Source organism: Clostridium tetani (genome assembly GCF_900167265.1).
Taxonomy (GTDB): domain Bacteria; phylum Bacillota; class Clostridia; order Clostridiales; family Clostridiaceae; genus Clostridium_G; species Clostridium_G tetani.
In genome coordinates this window covers 1-18,672 of record NZ_FUWT01000018.1, presented here as the reverse complement: position 1 = coordinate 18,672, position 18,672 = coordinate 1, and the positions used below count along the sequence as shown (strand labels likewise).

Here is an 18,672-nt window from a genome sequence, read left to right as displayed (position 1 = left end):
TTGCTGTTTCACGTGAAACAATTTTATTCTAAATTTAATATATCTATTATCCTTTGTAAATCTTCTTCAGAATAATATTCTATTTCTATTTTCCCTTTATTATTTTTATTATCTATCTTAACTTTCGTTTGAAAAAAATCTTCTAATCTATTTTTTATATCTTCATAGTATGGATTGTTCTTAGAAACAATGCTATCTTTAGTTTCTTCTTTTTTATTTAAAGATTTTACTACCCTTTCTGTTTCCCTCACACTTAGTTTATTTATAATAATTTTTTGTGCTATTTCAAATTGAATATTTATATCTTTTATAGCCAATAATGCTCTTCCATGTCCCTCGGTTATGAGTTCACGAATTAACATTTCCTGTACTCTTGCATCTAAATTTAGGAGTCTTAACGAATTTGTAATGGTAACTCTAGATTTGCCTAGTTTCTTACTTAAATCTCCCTGAGTTAAATTGAAGCTATTTAATAACTCTTGATAAGCTTTTGATTCTTCTATGGGATTTAAATCTTCTCTTTGTATATTTTCTATTAGGGATATTTCCAATACCTCCCTATTAGAAAGTTCTTTTATAATAACAGGTACTTCTTCTAGTCCAGCTAATTTTGCAGCCCTCCATCTTCTTTCTCCAGCTACTATTTCGTATTTAGTTCCGTTAGCTATTTTTTTTACTATTATGGGCTGTATTATTCCAAATTCTTTAATTGATTGAGATAATTCACTTATTTTTTCCTCGTCAAAACTTCGCCTTGGTTGATTATCATTTGACTTTATAGACTCTATAGGCAATGTATTTTTTCTTTCTATTTCTTTTTCCTGAATTTCATCGGGTATTAAAGCTCCCAGTCCCTTTCCTAAAACAGATTTTTTACTCATTTTTTATATCTTTTTTCCTCCTTAAGAACTCTTTAGTTAAATTTTTATATGCTTCCGCTCCTTTACATTTATCATCATAAAGTGCAATTGGAAGACCAAAACTTGGAGCCTCTGCTAATTTCACATTTCTTGGTATAGTTACATCAAAAACTTTATCTTTAAAGTATTTTTTTATTTCTGAAAAGACTTCTGATGAAAGTTTTGTTCTGCCGTCAAACATATTCACAATAACTCCTTCTAATTCTAAATGTTGATTTAAAGATTTCTTAACAAGTTGTACTGTATTTATAAGTTGTCCAACTCCTTCTAAGGCGTAATATTCACACTGCATAGGTACAAGAACACTATGAGATGCTACCAACGCATTAAGAGTTAAAAAACCTAAAGACGGTGGACAGTCTATAAAGACGAAATCAAATTCATCTTTTATTTTTTCTATCTTATTTTTTAGTATGCTTTCTCTATGTTTTAAATTTATTATTTCTACTTCTGCTCCTGCTAGATCTAAATTAGATGGAATTAAATATAAATTATTTAATAACTCACAGGTAATAATAGTTTCTCTAATATCTATATCGGATGTTAACAAATCGTACATAGATGTAGCTAAGCTATTTTTGTCAATTCCTAATCCACTAGTGGTATTTCCTTGAGGGTCAACATCTATTGCAAGTACTTTATAGCCCTCCATGCACAAATAAGAACACAAATTAATATTTGTAGTAGTTTTCCCAACTCCTCCTTTTTGATTAAATACAGATATAACTTTCATAATATTCACCACCAATATTCTCTTCTATTACCTATTATATATTCACTATGTAAATAATAAAAGTCTTATTTAATAAAAATGATGTGTTTCACGTGAAACACATCATTTTTTAGGAATTGTTATAGTTATTTCTATTTTATCATCATAGTCTTTTGATTTATACTTAGCACTCACACCATATTTATCAAAAACTTGTTTTACAGTGTTTATGTATATTTTTGATCCAAATATACCTTTAATTCTTTTCTTGCCATCTTTACCTATGTCTTTATTATCTAATTTTAATAATTCTTTATCTATAGCCTCTTCTGTATTCTTTACATTTAGACCTTTTTTTATAATTAAATCAATTATACTATTTTGTAATTCCTCTGAAGGAAGTCTTAGCATTGCTCGAGCATGTCTTTCTGTTAAATTATTTTCTATTAATTTTAATCTTATATTTTGAGGTAATTTTAATAATCTTATTTTATTTGCTATAGTTGATTGTTTTTTTCCTATAACGCTGGCTAATTGTTCTTGTGTATAATTATGTTCTGTAATTAAATTTTGATATGCTTCAGCTTCTTCTAAAAAATTTAAATCTTCTCTTTGAATATTTTCCAATAATGCTATAGCTGCAGATTCTCGATCTGTTACATCTATTACTATAACTGGTACTTTTTCTAATCCTATTTTTTTAGCTGCTCTTAATCTTCTTTCACCTGCAATAAGTTCATAATTATCATCACTTAACTTCCTAACAGATAACGGTTGAATTATTCCATAACTATTAATAGATTTAGCTAGTTCATCTATACTCTCTTCATCAAAAACCTTTCTAGGTTGATATAAGTTAGGACATATAAGCTCTGTGCTTACATAGTTTATATTATCTTTCATAACAACCATCCCTCTTAATTTCCCTTTAATTAACATTTCTCTATATTTCTTTTATTTCCTTCTTATAATGCTTAACTTTTTTATTACATTTTAATACATAATAATACTAAAATTTTATTTCAACGGTTTTTTGGTCACCATTCCAGCTTTTCTTGGATATTTATTAGGAGTATTTTTTATCTTTTCTATAATAACTAAATTATGTTTTAAATCACTTTCTTCCACTTCTACTTGTATTATTTCTTGTAATTTACCTCCTAATAACTCTATAGCCTTTTTACCTTCATCTATTTCCTCACTTACATTTGGGCCTTTCATTGCAATAAAATATCCTCCTACCCTTATGTAAGGTAAACAGAACTCACTTAAAACACTTATATTAGCAACTGCTCTAGAAACCACACCATCAAATTGCTCTCTAAATTCTTCTTTTTGAGCATAGTCTTCTGCTCTGCCATGTAAATTTTTTATATTTTCTAATTTTAATTCTTTAGAAACTTCATCTAAAAATTTTATTCTCTTATTTAATGAATCTAACAGAATCACTTCTTTTTCTTCCTCTAATATTTTTATTGGAATTCCTGGAAATCCTGCACCTGTACCTACATCCATTATTTTATTTAATTTCTTAAATTTATCAAATTTATATATTTTAATACAGTCTATAAAATGCTTTTTTATTATATCTTCATCTTCTGTTATAGCTGTTAAATTTATTTTCTTGTTCCATTCTTGAATCATTGATTTATATTTAATAAATGCATTATATTTATTTTCATCAAACCCTATTCCTACATCATTACATGCAGAATTTAATATATCATAATATTTCATTTTCTCCTCCTAAGTATATAGCTATTTATATTTATGTTCTAAATATATAAGTAACACAGATATATCTGCGGGAGATACACCAGATATTCTGGATGCTTGACCTATATTCATTGGTCTTATTTTACTTAATTTTTGGACTGATTCTATTCTAAGACCATAAACTTTGCTATAATCTATGTCGTTAGGTAATAATTTATTTTCAAACTTCTTAAATTGATTAACTTGTTCTAACTGTTTTTCTATATATCCTTCATATTTTGCAGTAGTATTAACCTCTTCTTGAACATCTTCTGGTAGATTTATTCTGCCTTTATCTAATTGTTCTACTTTATAATAATCTAATTCAGGTCTTTTAATGAGCTCATATAGACTTATTGGTTTTTTAAGTTCTGATGAATTTAATGATAGCAAAAATTCATTTACTTCTTTCTTATTAGTTATTTGTACATTCTTTATTCTTTCTATTTCACTTTTTATAGATTCTCTTCTGTTTATATATCTTTTATATCTTTCCTCTGACACAAGACCTACGTCATATCCTTTTTGTGTTAGTCTCAAATCTGCATTTCCTTGTCTTAATAAAAGCCTATATTCAGAACGTGATGTCATCATTCTATATGGTTCATTGGTTCCTTTAGTAACTAAATCATCTATTAGAACTCCTATATATCCATCAGATCTTGTTAAAAGTAACGGATCTTTTTCCTTTACTTTCATAGCTGCATTTATTCCTGCAATTAATCCTTGTGCTGCTGCTTCCTCATATCCAGAACTACCATTTATTTGTCCCCCACTAAATAACCCTTCTATGTTCTTAGATTCTAGAGACAATTTTAACTCTTGAGGGTCTATGCAATCATATTCTATAGCATATGCTGTTCTCAAAAATTCAACATTTTCAAGTCCTGGTACTGTTCTATACATAGCTACTTGAATCTCTTCTGGTAAGGAACTAGATAGTCCTGAAACATACATCTCATTTGTATATTCACCTTCTGGTTCTATAAATACCTGATGTTTATTTTTATCTGGGAATCTATTTACTTTATCCTCTATTGATGGACAATATCTAGCACCAACACCTTCAATAGATCCATTAAACATTGGTGAACGATGAAGATTCTTCCTAATAACTTCATGGGTATTCTCATTAGTATAAGTTAAATAGCAAGAAACTTGCTCTCTTTCCAACTTATCTGTTAAAAATGAAAATGGAACTATTTTTTCATCTCCTGGTTGTTCTATCATTTTAGAAAAGTCTATTGTTTTTTTATTTACTCTAGCAGGTGTACCTGTTTTAAATCTTCTTATGCTAATTCCTAAGTCCATTAAATTTTTAGTTAACTCCTTAGCTGGAAATAATCCATTAGGACCTCCACTATAAGCTACTTCTCCTATTATAATTCTTGCATTTAAATAAGTTCCTGTTGCCAATACTACTGTTTTTGCATTATAGTAAGCCCCATTTTTCGTCAATATTCCTTTTACTTTACCATTTTCTATATCAATAGAAATTACTTCTATTTGCTTTAAAGTAACATTTTCTTCATTTTCTAAAATATATTTCATTCTATTAGAATATCTGCTTTTATCCGCCTGAGCTCTTAATGAATGAACAGCAGGTCCTTTTGAAGTATTAAGCATTCTAGATTGAATAAATGTGTTATCTATATTAACACCCATTTCTCCTCCCAATGCATCAATTTCTCTTACTAAATGACCTTTTGCTGTACCTCCTATATTAGGGTTACATGGCATTAATGCAACACTATCTAAGCTTATAGTGCATATTAAAACTTTACATCCTATTCTAGCTGCAGCTAGTGCTGCTTCACAACCAGCATGCCCTGCTCCTACAACAACTACATCATAATCTCCTGCATAATATTTCATCTTTTATCCCTACTTTCCTAAACAGAATTCTGAAAAAATTTTATCTATAATGTCCTCTTCTAAAGTATCACCAGTTATTTCTCCAAGGCTAAGCCAAGCATTTTTTATATCTATTGATGCCAAATCTATAGCTAATGTATTTTCTAATGCTTTTAATGCTGTATTACAACTTTCCTTTGCTCTAATCAAAGCTTCTTTATGCCTTGTATTGGTTATTATTATACTATCTGTTTGTATATCTCCTTTAAAGAACAAATCTTTTATGTATTCTTTTAAATCTTCAAGTCCAAATCCCATTTTCGCTGATATCTCAATTATATTATATAACTTCAAATCTTCTAAATCACTTTTATTTATCTTAGATTCTAAATCACTTTTATTCAAAAGTGTTATATATTTTTTGTCTTTTATATACTCTATTATTTCATAATCTTCATCATTTAATTTATTACTTGAATCCAATACTAAAATGACTAAATCTGCTTCATTTATTTTTTCTTTTGATCTTTCTACTCCTATTTTTTCCACTAAATCTTCTGTTTCTCTTATCCCCGCAGTATCTATTATTTTTATAGGAATTCCATCTAAATTAATATATTCCTCAATAACATCTCTTGTAGTTCCAGGTATTTCTGTTACTATTGCTCTCTTTTCTGATAAAAGTGCATTTAATAATGAGGACTTTCCTACATTAGGTTTTCCAACTATAACTACATCTAATCCTTCTCTTATTATTTTTCCTTCTTCTGATGTATCTAAAAGTCTTTCTAGTTCTTCTATTATCTTTTCAATCTTTTCTTGAACTTGTGATGATGTAATTTCTTCTAAATCCTCTTCTGGATAATCTACAGTTGCCTCTATATGTGCTATAGTTTCTATAAGATTTTCTCTTAAAACATTTATTTCTTCAGAAACTTTTCCAATGGATTGAGATACAGCTGATTTCATAGAAAGTTCAGTTTTTGATCTTATTATATCTATTACCGCTTCTGCTTGTGTTAAATCTATTCTTCCATTTAAAAATGCTCTCTTAGTAAACTCACCCGGTTCCGCAACTCTTACTCCAGCTTTTATAACTTCTTGAAAAATTTTTTTAGTTGGAGTTACTCCTCCATGACAATTTATCTCCACAGTATCTTCTGCTGTAAAACTTCTAGGCGCTTTCATATAACTTATTAATACTTCATCCAATATATTCTTTGTATCCTGCTCAATAATATGACCATATTTCATGGTATATGGTTTCATATCTAATATATCCTTGCCATTTTTAGCTTTAAATAATTTATTAACTATTGCTAAACTTTTGTCTCCTGAAATTCTAATTATAGAAATTCCACCTTCTCCTAAAACTGTAGAAATAGCTGCTATTGTATCAAAATCTTTCATTTTTCTACACCTCTTAATTAATTTTTTTAAAAGTTAAAAAGAAAGCCTTATCATTTAGGCTTTCTTTAAATCTACAACAACTCTTCTGTACGGCTCTTCTCCTTCACTATAGGTTTCAACATCTGGACTATTTTGTAAAACAGAGTGAATTATTCTTCTTTCATATGGATTCATTGGCTCTAATTTTACAACCCTACCAGTTTTTATAGCTTTATTAGCTATTTTTATAGCTAATCTTTTAATAGTCTCTTCTCTTTTCTTTCTATAGTTTTCCGTGTCCAGTATAACTCTTTTATAATCATCATTATGATCTTTATTTATAGTTAAACTAATTAAGTATTGAAGAGCATCTAGGGTCTCACCTCTATATCCAATAAGTATTCCCATATCAGGACCATTCATATGTATTTTTAGTGTATTTTCTTCTTCTTTTATTCTTATTTCTGCTTTTATCCCCATATTATCTAGAATATCTTTTAAAAAGGATTTAGCTTCATATGCACAGTCCCTTTTAACAGTTACTCTAACTTTAGCTGGTCTCGAACCAATTAAATTAAATAATCCTTTACTACCTTCATCTAAAACTTCTATGTCTACTTTATCTTCGGTTATATTTAATTCATTTAATGCATTTTTAACGGCATCATCCACTGTTTTTCCCGTCATATCAATTGTCTTCAACCGTAAGCACCCCCTAGGCATCCTTATTAGCAGAATGTTTTTGCTCTAACTTTTTAGTAAGAATTGTTTGACCCATTTGTATTAAGTTACCTGTTACCCAATATATAACTAAAGCCGCTTTTAGCCTTGAACTTATAAAAATCATCATTATTGACATTGAAAGATTCATATTACTTGCAGTTTTAGCTTGAGTATTATCCCCTTTAGGATTCATTAAAAGACCTGAATAATACTGAGTAGCTCCTGCAAGAACTGCTAAAACTATATCAGGTGAAGCTAAATCTTTAACCCATAAAAAGCTAACACCACTTATTCCTTGGATATTATTAAAAACATAATAAAGGGCAATTAAAATAGGCCATTGTAGTAAAAGTGGTAGACAACTCCCAAAAGGATTTATATTATATTCTTTATAAAGTTTCATTTGCTCTTGTTGTAATCTTTGAGGATCATTTTTATACTTCTTTTGTATTTTTTGAATTTCTGGTTGTATTTCATTTATTCTTATAGTTGATCTCATAGATTTTATGTTTAGAGGTAAAAGTATCAATTTTATTATTAGTGTAACAAATATGATAGCTACCCCATATGAATAATTAGGATTTGTTATTATACTAGAAATAAACTTGTGAATAATAACAAAAAATTCGACTAATGCATTATTTAAATGACTCATTCCTAACCTCCAAAATGTTATTTAACAGGGTCATAACCACCTTTACTAAAAGGATTGCATCTTAAAATCCTTTTAAAAGACATGAACCCTCCTTTTAAAGCACCATACTTGGAAATAGCATCTATAGCATATTGTGAACATGTTGGATAGTATTTACAACATGGCTTTTTAAGAGGTGATAAATATTTTCTATATAACTCAATTAATTTAATAAATATTGCTTTCAATTTACATATAATCCTGCCTTTTTTACTAAATTCATCAAGGAATTTTCTATAGATGTATGATTTTTATCGCTAGATGAAGTTCTAGCTATAACAATTAGGTCGTATCCTTTTTTTATTTTATGACAATTTAATCTATAGCTCTCTTTTATTAATCTTTTTACTCTATTTCTGACTACACTCTTTCCAACTTTTTTACTAACTGAAATTCCAAGTCTACTATAATCATTCTTTGTTTTATATAGATACAATACTAACAGCTCATTAGAATAGGATTTTCCTCTCCTGTAAACTACTCTAAACTCCTGATTTTGAGTTAATTTAAATTTTTTCATTGCTTACTGCTCCTTTTTTTTCTGCAATTGCAGAAAAAGGCCACAGAATCGCGGCCTTATGCTGTCAATCTTTTTCTACCTTTTTGTCTTCTTCTCTTAAGAACTTTTCTTCCTGATGGAGATTGCATTCTCTTTCTAAAACCATGCTCTTTCTTTCTTTGTCTCTTCTTTGGTTGATATGTCATAAACATACAGACTACACCCCCTTTTACTATTTTAGTCTATAGCAATTATCTTACTATCACTATCATTATATAATATTGTAGTTTTACTATTAAATTATATATTCCCCTATGTTTAATGTCAAGAAAAACACTATTGTTAATATTTTTAAATGTTTTTTGTGGATAACTCCTTGAATGAACCTATACATTTTGGTATTATTAATGAAGAACTGTTGATAATTTTAAAAAACAATTTACTTATCCACAACTGTTGATAAGTATGTGGATAATCTGTTAAACTATTCTTATTCAGATAATATCATCACTGTTTTATCTTACATATAGCCCATTTAATAGTGTTAATTACTTTTTTATTTTTTTGTATATTAATAGATTTTTAAATATTTATCCAGTATTTTATAAACATGTGAATATTTTTTTCAACAACTGTCAAGTAATTTAATAATCTGTTTATACCATTGTAGATTTAATGTTAATTATTTTTTGAACTGGAGGATATAAAATGAGTACCAATATAAAAGAAATATGGGACAAAACCTTGAATATCATAAAAGGTGAGCTTACAGAGGTTAGCTTTAATACATGGATTAAAAGCATTGAACCTATAAAAATTGAACATGATACTGTATTTTTATCTGTTCCAAATGACTTTACTCGAGGTATTCTAGATAGTAGATATAAAGACTTAATAATAAATGCTTTAAAATTAATTACTTCAAAAAAATATAATATAGAATTTTTTATAACCTCTGAAGAATCTGCATTTACTACTATTAAAGAAAATCCTAATTTAAAAATACATAATAATGAAATAAATAATATCGTTACCAGTGATGGAATGTCCGCTATGCTTAATCCAAAATACACATTTGATTCTTTTGTAATCGGAAATAGTAATAGATTTGCTCATGCAGCTTCATTAGCTGTTGCAGAAGCTCCAGCTAAAGCATATAACCCTTTATTTATATATGGAGGTGTTGGTCTTGGGAAAACACATCTTATGCATGCTATAGGACATTACATATTACAAAATAATTCTAATGTAAAGGTTGTTTACGTTTCATCAGAAAAATTTACTAATGAATTAATTAATTCAATCAAAGATGATAAAAATGAGGAGTTTAGAAATAAATATCGAAATGTAGATGTTCTTTTAATTGATGATATACAATTTATAGCTGGAAAAGAGCGTACTCAAGAAGAATTTTTCCATACATTTAATGCTCTTCATGAAGCAAATAAACAAATAATTTTATCTAGTGATAGACCTCCAAAAGAGATTCCTACACTAGAAGATAGACTTCGTTCAAGATTTGAATGGGGCCTTATTGCTGATATACAAGCACCTGACTTCGAAACTAGGATGGCTATTCTTAAAAAGAAAGCTGATGTAGAACATTTAAACATTCCAAATGAAGTTATGGTTTATATAGCAACTAAAATAAAATCTAATATTAGAGAATTAGAAGGTGCTTTAATACGAATAGTTGCATTTTCTTCATTAACAAATAAAGAAATTAGTGTAGATTTAGCATCTGAGGCTTTAAAGGATATTATATCAAGTAAAGAGTCTAATCAAGTAACTATTGAATTAATCCAAGACATAGTTTCAAGTTATTTCAATCTAAGGGTTGAGGACTTTAAATCTTCTAGAAGAACTAGAAACGTAGCATTTCCAAGACAAATCGCTATGTATCTTTGTAGAAAACTAACAGATAATTCTTTACCCAAGATAGGTGAAGAATTTGGTGGAAGAGATCACACCACTGTAATTCATGGTTATGAAAAAATATCAACTGCATTAAAAAAAGATGACTCTTTACAAAAAACAGTAAATGAATTAACAAGCAAGATTAATCAAAAATAATTAACATGTGTTGATTATTTTATCAAAAATACATGTGGATAACATAAGTTTATTTTTTTTTCTTTAAAACTGTGGATAAGGTTAAATTTTATTTCATACTTATCCACACTTATTTTTTTATGTAACTCATTGATTTTTAAGAGTTACAAAGGTTATTAACAAATCAACAGCCCCTACTACTATTACTACTAATTATATTCTTAATATATCTATTCTATATATATATACATTACTGTGTATTATTTAAGGAGGTTAAAACAATGAAAATATTTTGTAACAAAAGTATTTTACAAGAAAGTATATCAATTGCTCAAAAAGCAGTCACAGGAAAATCAACGATGCCTATTCTTCAAGGTATTTTTATAAAAGCTGAAAATAATAGTCTTACATTAATAGGTTCAGATATAGATTTAAGTATTGAAACTATAATGGATGCAGAAGTTATAGAAGAAGGTTCTATTGTAATAGATTCAAAGATATTTGGAGAGATAATAAGAAAATTACCAAATGATGTAATAGAAATTACTAGTAAGGACAATAATATAATAGAGATAAAATGTCAAAAGTCTAAGTTTAATTTAGTACATATGAGTGCAGATGAATTCCCTGAATTGCCAAAAATAAACGAAAATATTATTTTCTCTATTCCAGAAGCGTTATTAAAAAATATGGTAAGGGGTACTATATTTGCTACATCTCAAGAAGAAACCAGACCAATTCTTACTGGTCTACTTTTTGAAATAAAAGATAAAATTTTAAATTTAGTAGCTTTAGATGGTTATAGATTGGCTGTAAAATCAGAAATCATAGATAGTGAAAATTCTATAAGCGCAGTTATTCCAGGAAAAACTTTAAATGAAGTTTCAAAGATCTTATCTGAGAATGATGAAAAAGTAAATATAACCTTTACACCTAATCATATACTATTTAGTATAGGAAAAACAAAAATAATATCTAGATTACTAGAAGGAGATTTTATAAATTATAAATCTATAATTCCTAAAGAATATAATTTAAAAGTTATAGCAAAACGAATAAAATTTTTAGAATGCATAGAAAGAGCATCTCTTATGGGTAAGGACGGTAATACAAGTCTTATAAAACTCAATATAACAGATGATAGTATAGTCATAACTTCTAATTCTCAATTAGGAATGGTTAGAGAAGAAATGGGAATAATTTTGCAAGGAGAGGATTTAGAAATTGCATTCAATTCCAAATATCTAATTGATGTTCTAAAAGTTATGGAAGAAGATGAAATAATTTTGGAACTTTCAAGTTCTATTAGTCCGTGTGTTATAAAAAATAAAGAAGCTAATGACTGTACTTATTTAGTATTACCTGTAAGATTAGCTGGTAACTAAGGAGAGTTTTAAAGTGGAAAAAATAAAGATAGATACAGATTTTATAAAACTAGATTCATTTTTAAAATGGGCTGCTATAGCTAATATGGGATCTGAAGCTAAGTTTTTAATAAAAGAGGGAATGATAAAAGTAAATTCAGAGGTTGAAACTAGAAGAGGTAAAAAGCTTTATAAAGGTGATAAGGTTGAATTTGATAATAAAATTTATATTATAGAATAAGAGATAGATAGATATAGCACAATGCATGATTAATCACTTTATATTAATTGCATTGTGCTAAATAATTTATTGTACTTTAAGATTATGATATAATTATAAACAGGTGTTTGATATGTATGTTAAATATTTAAAACTTATAAATTTTAGAAACTATAAAGAATTGAATATAGAATTAGACAAAAATATCAATGTCTTTATAGGAAATAATGCTCAAGGCAAGACTAATGTATTAGAAAGTATATACTATGCAAGTATTGGAAGGTCACATAGAACAAGCAAAGATAAAGAACTTATAAAGTGGCAAGAAAGTAACTCATATATAAAAATTTATGTGGCTAAAGAAAGATTGGATAAAACAATAGAAATTAGAGTTTTAAAAGAAGGGAAAAAAGCCATAAATGTTAACTCAATTAATATAAATAAGCTATCAGAGTTATTTGGAATTTTGAATGTTGTTATATTTTCACCAGAAGACTTAAGTATAGTAAAAGAATCTCCATCATTTAGAAGAAAATTTTTAGATATTGAATTGAGTAAACTTAGTAAGCAGTATTACTATAACTTAGTTCAGTATCAAAAGGTTTTGAATGAAAGAAACATGTTGTTAAAAAAAGGCGGAGATGAAGTACCAAATATAATAGGGGTATATGATGAACAGCTAGCTAGATTTGGTTCTAATATTATAAGAGAAAGAGAAAAATATTTAAAAAAGTTAAATGATATAGGGAAGAAGATTCATTTAGAAATAACCTCCGATAAAGAAGAAATTAGCTTTACATACTTATCCTCTATAAAAAATAAAAATATGGATGATGGAAAAATAGAAGAAGTATTTTTACAAGAAATAATAAAAAACAGAAATTCAGATATCGAAAAAAGGTATACTTCTGTTGGACCACATAGAGATGATTTTTTAATAAATATAAACAATGTTAATACAAGAAGTTATGGTTCTCAAGGACAACAAAGAACAGCAACTTTAACTATTAAATTTGCATCTTTAGATATAATAAAAGATGAAATAGGAGAATATCCTGTACTGCTCTTAGACGATGTACTATCAGAATTAGATTCTAGCAGACAAAAGTATATATTAAGTTCTATTAGGGATATACAAACTATAATAACTTGTACAGGGATTGAAAATATAAAAAAATATTTAAAAAATGATGCAAAAATATTTAAAGTGGAAAATGGTGAATGTATAGAAAACTAAAAAATTGGTGTATCCAAAGGAGGAATATGTGTGTTTTTGCACTTAGGTGAAAATGTGGTAGTACCGTTAAAAGATGTAATAGGAATATATGATATTGAAACTAGTATGTATAGTTCAGATACAAGTCAATTTTTGAGAATGGCTGAAGAAGATGGCTTTGTGGAAAGAATAACTAAAGAAAAACCAAAATCATTTATTATAGCTGAGGTAGATAAGAAGAGTAAGATATATATGTCACCTATATCATCTTCAACTTTAATAAAAAGATCAGAGAGTGTATATTATGAACCATAACATTGAGGAGGATTAAAACATGGAACAGGATAAGAAGCAGAAATATGATGAAAGCCAAATACAAGTATTAGAAGGCTTAGAAGCTGTTAGAAAGAGACCTGGAATGTATATAGGTAGCACAGGTGCAAGAGGGCTTCATCACTTAGTATATGAAATTGTTGACAATAGTATAGACGAAGCTTTAGCTGGATACTGCGATAAAATAGATATTTATATAAATGAAGATAACTCTATTACTATAGAGGATAATGGTAGAGGTATGCCAGTAGGTCTTCATCCTAAAATGAATAAGCCAACAGTAGAAGTTATTATGACTATTTTACATGCTGGAGGTAAGTTTGGAGGGGGAGGATATAAAGTATCTGGTGGATTGCATGGTGTAGGAGCCTCTGTTGTTAATGCACTTTCATCAGAATGTAGGGTTGAAGTAAAAAGAGATGGATATGTTTGGAGACAGGTTTATGAAAAAGGTATAGCTGTAACAGGATTAGAAAAGATTGGGGAAACATCTCAACATGGAACTAAGACTTACTTTAAACCAGATCCTACAATTTTTGATGAACTTGAGTTTGAATATGATGTATTGGTACAAAGATTAAGAGAAATGGCTTTTTTAAATAAAGGCATAAATATAACAATAGAAGATAAGAGAGTAGATAAGAAAGAGGATTTCCATTATGAAGGCGGAATTAAATCTTTTGTTTTGTATTTAAATAGGACAAAAGAAGTACTGCATAAAGAACCAATATACATAGAGGGTATGAAAGATGAACATATGGTTGAAATATCTATACAGTACAATGATGGATATGCTGAAAATATATTTTCCTTTGCAAATAATATAAGTACCATAGAGGGGGGAACTCATTTAGCTGGATTTAAGAGTGCAGTTACTAGAGCCTTTAACGACTACGCTAGAAGATATGGTTTTCTAAAAGAAAACGATAAAAATTTAGCAGGAGAAGACATTAGAGAAGGTATAACAGCAATTATATCAGTAAAACTTATAGATCCTCAATTTGAAGGTCAAACCAAAACAAAACTAGGTAATAGTGAAGTAAGAGGAATTGTAGATACTATAGTTGGAGAAGGAGTAGGAAACTTTTTAGAAGAGAATCCACAAATAGCAAAGTCTATTATAGATAAAACTCTTATGGCTGCTAGAGCAAGAGAAGCAGCGAGAAAGGCTAGAGACTTAACACGTAGAAAATCTGTATTAGAAAGTACATCATTGCCTGGGAAATTAGCAGATTGTTCATCAAAAGATCCAAAGGAATGTGAAATTTATATAGTTGAGGGAGACTCAGCAGGTGGATCTGCTAAACAAGGAAGAAACAGAAGATTTCAAGCTATATTACCTTTAAGAGGTAAAATAATGAATGTTGAAAAACAAAGATTAGATAAAATTTTAAATTCTGATACTATAAAGTCTATGATAACAGCTTTTGGAGCAGGAATAGGAAAAGATTTTGATGTTGAAAAAATAAGATATAATAGAATAATAATTATGACTGACGCAGATGTTGATGGAGCACATATTAGAACTTTATTACTTACATTTTTCTATAGATACATGAAAGAATTAGTTGAAAATGGTCATGTTTATATAGCTCAACCACCACTATATAAGGTGTCAAAAGATAGAAAAGAACATTATGTTTATACAGATAGAGAATTAGAAGAAATATTAGACGAAATAGGTGGAAGAGATAATAAAACTCAAATACAAAGATATAAAGGTCTTGGTGAAATGAATGCAGAACAATTATGGGATACTACTATGAATCCAGATAAAAGGATTCTTTTAAGAGCTACTATTGAAGATGCTATGGCAGCGGACGAGATTTTTACTATTCTTATGGGTGATAAAGTTGATTTAAGAAGAGAGTTTATACAAGAAAATGCTAAGACTGTAGTAAATCTTGATGTATAAATGCGGAGGATGTGAATTATATGAATAACAATGAGGGTAAAGTTTTAGAAGTTGATATAAAACAGGAAATGAAAAAATGTTATATAGATTATGCAATGAGCGTTATTGTAGGAAGGGCTCTTCCAGATGTAAGGGATGGATTAAAGCCTGTTCATAGAAGAATATTATATTCCATGTATGAGTTGGGATTAAGTCCGGAAAAATCATATAGAAAATGTGCTAGAATAGTAGGGGATGTTTTAGGTAAGTATCACCCACATGGGGATTCTTCAGTTTATGATGCTCTTGTTAGAATGGCTCAGGACTTTTCTATAAGATATACACTTGTAGATGGACACGGCAACTTTGGTTCGGTTGATGGAGACTCTGCTGCTGCTATGAGGTATACGGAAGCTAAGATGGGTAAGATTACCATTGAGATGCTAAGAGATATAAATAAAAATACTGTGGACTTTACACCTAACTTCGATGGCTCTGAGAAAGAGCCGTCAGTTATACCATCTAGATTCCCTAATTTACTTGTAAATGGCTCATCAGGCATAGCAGTAGGTATGGCTACTAATATACCACCTCATAATTTGTGTGAAGTTATAGATGGTATAAATATGCTTATAGAAGATCCAGATACAACTATTTTAGAATTAATGTCTAAAATAAAAGGACCAGACTTTCCAACAGCGGGAATTATCATGGGTAAATCAGGAATAAGAAGTGCTTATGAAACTGGTAGAGGAAAAGTTATTATGAGAGCTAAAGCTGAAATTGAAGAGGAAAAGGGTAGATATAGAATAATAGTAACGGAATTACCTTACCAAGTAAATAAAGCAAAGCTTATAGAAAATATGGCAGAGTTAGTTAAAGACAAGAGAATAGACGGTATATCAGATATAAGAGATGAATCTGATAGAGAAGGTATGAGAATAGTAGTAGAAATAAAGAGGGATTCAAATCCTAATGTGGTTTTAAACCAGTTATATAAGCATACAAAGATGCAAGATACTTTTGGAGTCATAATGATTGCTTTAGTTGATAATGAGCCAAAAGTTTTAAATCTAAAGGAAATATTGGTTAATTATATAGAGTTCCAAAAAGAAATCATAAGAAGAAGAACTAAGTTTGATTTAGATAAAGCATTAGCAAGAGCACATATACTAGAAGGGTTAAGAATAGCTTTAGACCATATAGATGAAGTTATAAGTTTAATAAGATCATCTAAGAACGCTGATGAGGCTAGAAATGGATTAATGACAAAATTTTCCCTTACAGAAAAGCAAGCACAAGCAATACTAGATATGAGACTCCAAAGATTAACTGGATTAGAAAGAGATAAAATAGAAGAAGAATATAATCAACTTATGGAAACTATAAAATATTTAAGAGATATTTTAAATAATGAAGATCTTGTTTTAAAAATAATTAAGGAAGAACTTCACGAAATAAAGAATAAATATGGTGATGAGAGAAAAACAGAAATAGAATTAAATATAAATGAAATAAGTATAGAAGATCTTATTGAGGAAGAAGAAGTTGTAGTTACACTTACAAACTCTGGATATATAAAAAGAATATCTTCTGATGCATACTCATCTCAAAAGAGAGGTGGTAAAGGCATTCAAGCTATGACAACAAAAGAGGATGACTTTGTTGAAAGAGTATTTATAACCTCAACACATAGTGATTTATTATTCTTTACTAATATTGGGAAAGTGTATAAATTAAAAGCTTATGAAATACCAGAAGCGGGTAGAACTGCTAAAGGAACTAATATAGTAAACTTACTTCCAGTTGATGCTAATGAGCATGTAAGAGAAGTAATTGCTTTAAAAAAAGATCTAGAAGAAGGATACTTAATAATAGGAACTAAGCAAGGGCTAATTAAAAAAACATCATTAAATCAATTCAAAAATATAAGGAAGAATGGAATAATTGCAATAAATTTAAAGGATGAAGATGAGTTATTGAAAGTAAAGGTAACTAGGGGAGACGCTGAAATAATAATAGTTACTCAAAATGGTTATGCCATAAGATTTAGTGAAAAAGATGTAAGACCTATGGGAAGAAACTCCACGGGAGTTAAAGCTATAAGTTTAAGAAAAGATGATGTAGCAGTAAGTATGGATATAGTAGTTGAAGATGAGTATGTTTTAACAGTTACTGAAAATGGATTTGGTAAAAGGACATTGGCTTCAGAGTATACTTTACAAAATAGAAATGGTAAGGGACTCATAACTCATAGGGTGACAGATAAGACAGGAAAAATAGTTTCAGCTAGAGTTGCAAAAGATAGTGATGAATTAATGCTTATAAACAGCAGTAATACTGCTATAAGAATTTGTGTATCAGATGTAAGTATTACAAATAGAAGTGCTATGGGAGTTACTTTAATGAGAACTTACGAAGAAGAAAAAATATTAGCTATTGCTAAGATAAGTTCAGATGAAGATTCTGAATAACCATATAAAATATAAAAAGAGTCCTTAGAAAGCTAAGGACTCTTTTTATATAGTAAAATAAGTATCAACTAATTCTGGTGTATCATTATATATAAAAGTGAGAAAAAGTGATTAAACAGGAGGAAATAAAAAATAATTTTACATTAAGGTATAAAAAAAGATATATATGATATAATAAATTTGATACAATAACACATGTCGTCGAGAGATGGCGAGAAGGTAAACAACACAATTTAAAAATAAATTTTAAAAAAGTGTTGACAAGTTTAAAAAAAACTTGTATACTGTAAAAGTCGCTTGAGTGCGACAGACAAATAGGTCTTTGAAAATTAAACAGAGAAATAAGCCAGTCGATTCTTATTGAGAATCAAAAAATAGTAATTGAGCAAGGTTTTATCGATTATATATAGTTGATAAAGACTAAACTTTTAAATTGAGAGTTTGATCCTGGCTCAGGACGAACGCTGGCGGCGTGCTTAACACATGCAAGTCGAGCGATGAAGCTTCCTTCGGGAAGTGGATTAGCGGCGGACGGGTGAGTAACACGTGGGCAACCTGCCTCAAAGAGGGGAA

Annotated in this window: 18 protein-coding genes and 1 rRNA gene; 8 read left to right on the top strand and 11 right to left on the bottom strand. The window is 28.7% G+C overall.

The features are described from left to right. Positions 1–23 precede the first annotated feature (23 nt). The 11 genes from B5D21_RS11885 to rpmH form a co-directional block, all read right to left on the bottom strand. Complete coding sequence (locus B5D21_RS11885) at positions 24–881, bottom strand: ParB/RepB/Spo0J family partition protein (protein ID WP_011098427.1); 858 nt, start codon at positions 879–881, stop codon at positions 24–26. Beyond that, positions 874–1,653 carry a ParA family protein gene (locus B5D21_RS11880; protein ID WP_035110700.1) on the bottom strand — a complete coding sequence of 260 codons (780 nt, stop codon included), beginning with the start codon at positions 1,651–1,653 and terminating at the stop codon, positions 874–876. The genes B5D21_RS11885 and B5D21_RS11880 overlap by 8 nt, the downstream gene beginning before the upstream one ends. Positions 1,654–1,755: 102 nt before the next feature. Beyond that, the gene (gene noc / locus B5D21_RS11875) at positions 1,756–2,535 is read right to left on the bottom strand and encodes a nucleoid occlusion protein (RefSeq protein WP_035110701.1); all 780 of its coding nucleotides are present in this window, start codon (positions 2,533–2,535) and stop codon (positions 1,756–1,758) included. A gap of 114 nt (positions 2,536–2,649) precedes the next feature. Then, positions 2,650–3,369 carry a 16S rRNA (guanine(527)-N(7))-methyltransferase RsmG gene (rsmG, locus tag B5D21_RS11870; RefSeq protein WP_011098424.1) on the bottom strand — a complete coding sequence of 240 codons (720 nt, stop codon included), beginning with the start codon at positions 3,367–3,369 and terminating at the stop codon, positions 2,650–2,652. A 21-nt stretch (positions 3,370–3,390) separates the two neighbouring features. Beyond that, the gene (gene mnmG / locus B5D21_RS11865; RefSeq protein ID WP_011098423.1) at positions 3,391–5,262 is read right to left on the bottom strand and encodes a tRNA uridine-5-carboxymethylaminomethyl(34) synthesis enzyme MnmG; all 1,872 of its coding nucleotides are present in this window, start codon (positions 5,260–5,262) and stop codon (positions 3,391–3,393) included. 9 nt (positions 5,263–5,271) lie between these two features. Continuing rightward, entirely contained in the window at positions 5,272–6,651 is a 1,380-nt protein-coding gene (mnmE, locus tag B5D21_RS11860) for a tRNA uridine-5-carboxymethylaminomethyl(34) synthesis GTPase MnmE (protein ID WP_011098422.1), read from the bottom strand. 54 nt (positions 6,652–6,705) lie between these two features. Continuing rightward, positions 6,706–7,332: an RNA-binding cell elongation regulator Jag/EloR gene (jag, locus tag B5D21_RS11855; RefSeq protein ID WP_035110703.1), complete on the bottom strand. Its 627-nt coding sequence runs from the start codon at positions 7,330–7,332 to the stop codon at positions 6,706–6,708. Positions 7,333–7,345: 13 nt separating this feature from the next. Further along, positions 7,346–8,008 carry a membrane protein insertase YidC gene (locus tag B5D21_RS11850; RefSeq protein ID WP_011098420.1) on the bottom strand — a complete coding sequence of 221 codons (663 nt, stop codon included), beginning with the start codon at positions 8,006–8,008 and terminating at the stop codon, positions 7,346–7,348. Between the two features lie 17 nt (positions 8,009–8,025). Then, positions 8,026–8,235: a membrane protein insertion efficiency factor YidD gene (gene yidD / locus B5D21_RS11845; RefSeq protein ID WP_035110705.1), complete on the bottom strand. Its 210-nt coding sequence runs from the start codon at positions 8,233–8,235 to the stop codon at positions 8,026–8,028. Next, the gene (rnpA, locus tag B5D21_RS11840; RefSeq protein ID WP_035110706.1) at positions 8,232–8,567 is read right to left on the bottom strand and encodes a ribonuclease P protein component; all 336 of its coding nucleotides are present in this window, start codon (positions 8,565–8,567) and stop codon (positions 8,232–8,234) included. Before rnpA ends, yidD begins: the two co-directional genes overlap by 4 nt. 56 nt (positions 8,568–8,623) lie before the next feature. Continuing rightward, positions 8,624–8,758, bottom strand: coding sequence for a 50S ribosomal protein L34 (rpmH, locus tag B5D21_RS11835; protein ID WP_023436897.1), 135 nt, complete (start codon positions 8,756–8,758; stop codon positions 8,624–8,626). 496 nt (positions 8,759–9,254) lie between these two features. Between rpmH and dnaA the strand changes: the two genes are divergently transcribed. From dnaA to B5D21_RS11795, 8 genes are all read left to right on the top strand, one after another. Then, positions 9,255–10,619 (top strand): chromosomal replication initiator protein DnaA, encoded by a 1,365-nt coding sequence (gene dnaA / locus B5D21_RS11830; protein WP_011098419.1) that lies wholly within the window; start codon positions 9,255–9,257, stop codon positions 10,617–10,619. 260 nt (positions 10,620–10,879) lie between these two features. Further along, on the top strand, positions 10,880–11,983 hold the full coding sequence (gene dnaN / locus B5D21_RS11825) for a DNA polymerase III subunit beta (protein ID WP_011098418.1): 1,104 nt from the start codon (positions 10,880–10,882) through the stop codon (positions 11,981–11,983). Between the two features lie 13 nt (positions 11,984–11,996). Beyond that, positions 11,997–12,203, top strand: a complete 207-nt coding sequence (yaaA, locus tag B5D21_RS11820) for a S4 domain-containing protein YaaA (RefSeq protein ID WP_023436894.1) — start codon at positions 11,997–11,999, stop codon at positions 12,201–12,203. A gap of 112 nt (positions 12,204–12,315) precedes the next feature. Then, a complete protein-coding gene (gene recF / locus B5D21_RS11815) occupies positions 12,316–13,419 on the top strand; it encodes a DNA replication/repair protein RecF (RefSeq protein WP_035110708.1) in 1,104 nt (367 codons plus the stop codon). Positions 13,420–13,449: 30 nt separating this feature from the next. Next, positions 13,450–13,713 (top strand): extracellular matrix regulator RemB, encoded by a 264-nt coding sequence (remB, locus tag B5D21_RS11810; RefSeq protein WP_035110709.1) that lies wholly within the window; start codon positions 13,450–13,452, stop codon positions 13,711–13,713. 19 nt (positions 13,714–13,732) lie between these two features. After that, the gene (gene gyrB / locus B5D21_RS11805) at positions 13,733–15,646 is read left to right on the top strand and encodes a DNA topoisomerase (ATP-hydrolyzing) subunit B (protein WP_011098416.1); all 1,914 of its coding nucleotides are present in this window, start codon (positions 13,733–13,735) and stop codon (positions 15,644–15,646) included. Positions 15,647–15,666: 20 nt separating this feature from the next. Continuing rightward, positions 15,667–18,099 carry a DNA gyrase subunit A gene (gene gyrA, locus B5D21_RS11800; RefSeq protein WP_035110712.1) on the top strand — a complete coding sequence of 811 codons (2,433 nt, stop codon included), beginning with the start codon at positions 15,667–15,669 and terminating at the stop codon, positions 18,097–18,099. Between the two features lie 429 nt (positions 18,100–18,528). Next, positions 18,529–18,672: ribosomal RNA gene (locus B5D21_RS11795) — 16S ribosomal RNA — on the top strand; the annotation flags it as partial.

What these genes read in the sequence shown, in the direction of transcription:
- dnaA (WP_011098419.1), top strand. Translation starts at nt 9,255, where the DNA reads ATGAGTACCAATATAAAAGAAATATGGGACAAAACCTTGAATATCATA.
- B5D21_RS11850 (WP_011098420.1), bottom strand. Translation starts at nt 8,008, where the DNA reads ATGAGTCATTTAAATAATGCATTAGTCGAATTTTTTGTTATTATTCAC.
- gyrA (WP_035110712.1), top strand. Translation starts at nt 15,667, where the DNA reads ATGAATAACAATGAGGGTAAAGTTTTAGAAGTTGATATAAAACAGGAA.
- rpmH (WP_023436897.1), bottom strand. Translation starts at nt 8,758, where the DNA reads ATGTTTATGACATATCAACCAAAGAAGAGACAAAGAAAGAAAGAGCAT.
- B5D21_RS11885 (WP_011098427.1), bottom strand. Translation starts at nt 881, where the DNA reads ATGAGTAAAAAATCTGTTTTAGGAAAGGGACTGGGAGCTTTAATACCC.
- B5D21_RS11880 (WP_035110700.1), bottom strand. Translation starts at nt 1,653, where the DNA reads ATGAAAGTTATATCTGTATTTAATCAAAAAGGAGGAGTTGGGAAAACT.
- gyrB (WP_011098416.1), top strand. Translation starts at nt 13,733, where the DNA reads ATGGAACAGGATAAGAAGCAGAAATATGATGAAAGCCAAATACAAGTA.
- dnaN (WP_011098418.1), top strand. Translation starts at nt 10,880, where the DNA reads ATGAAAATATTTTGTAACAAAAGTATTTTACAAGAAAGTATATCAATT.
- mnmG (WP_011098423.1), bottom strand. Translation starts at nt 5,262, where the DNA reads ATGAAATATTATGCAGGAGATTATGATGTAGTTGTTGTAGGAGCAGGG.
- rnpA (WP_035110706.1), bottom strand. Translation starts at nt 8,567, where the DNA reads ATGAAAAAATTTAAATTAACTCAAAATCAGGAGTTTAGAGTAGTTTAC.
- noc (WP_035110701.1), bottom strand. Translation starts at nt 2,535, where the DNA reads ATGAAAGATAATATAAACTATGTAAGCACAGAGCTTATATGTCCTAAC.
- mnmE (WP_011098422.1), bottom strand. Translation starts at nt 6,651, where the DNA reads ATGAAAGATTTTGATACAATAGCAGCTATTTCTACAGTTTTAGGAGAA.
- recF (WP_035110708.1), top strand. Translation starts at nt 12,316, where the DNA reads ATGTATGTTAAATATTTAAAACTTATAAATTTTAGAAACTATAAAGAA.
- rsmG (WP_011098424.1), bottom strand. Translation starts at nt 3,369, where the DNA reads ATGAAATATTATGATATATTAAATTCTGCATGTAATGATGTAGGAATA.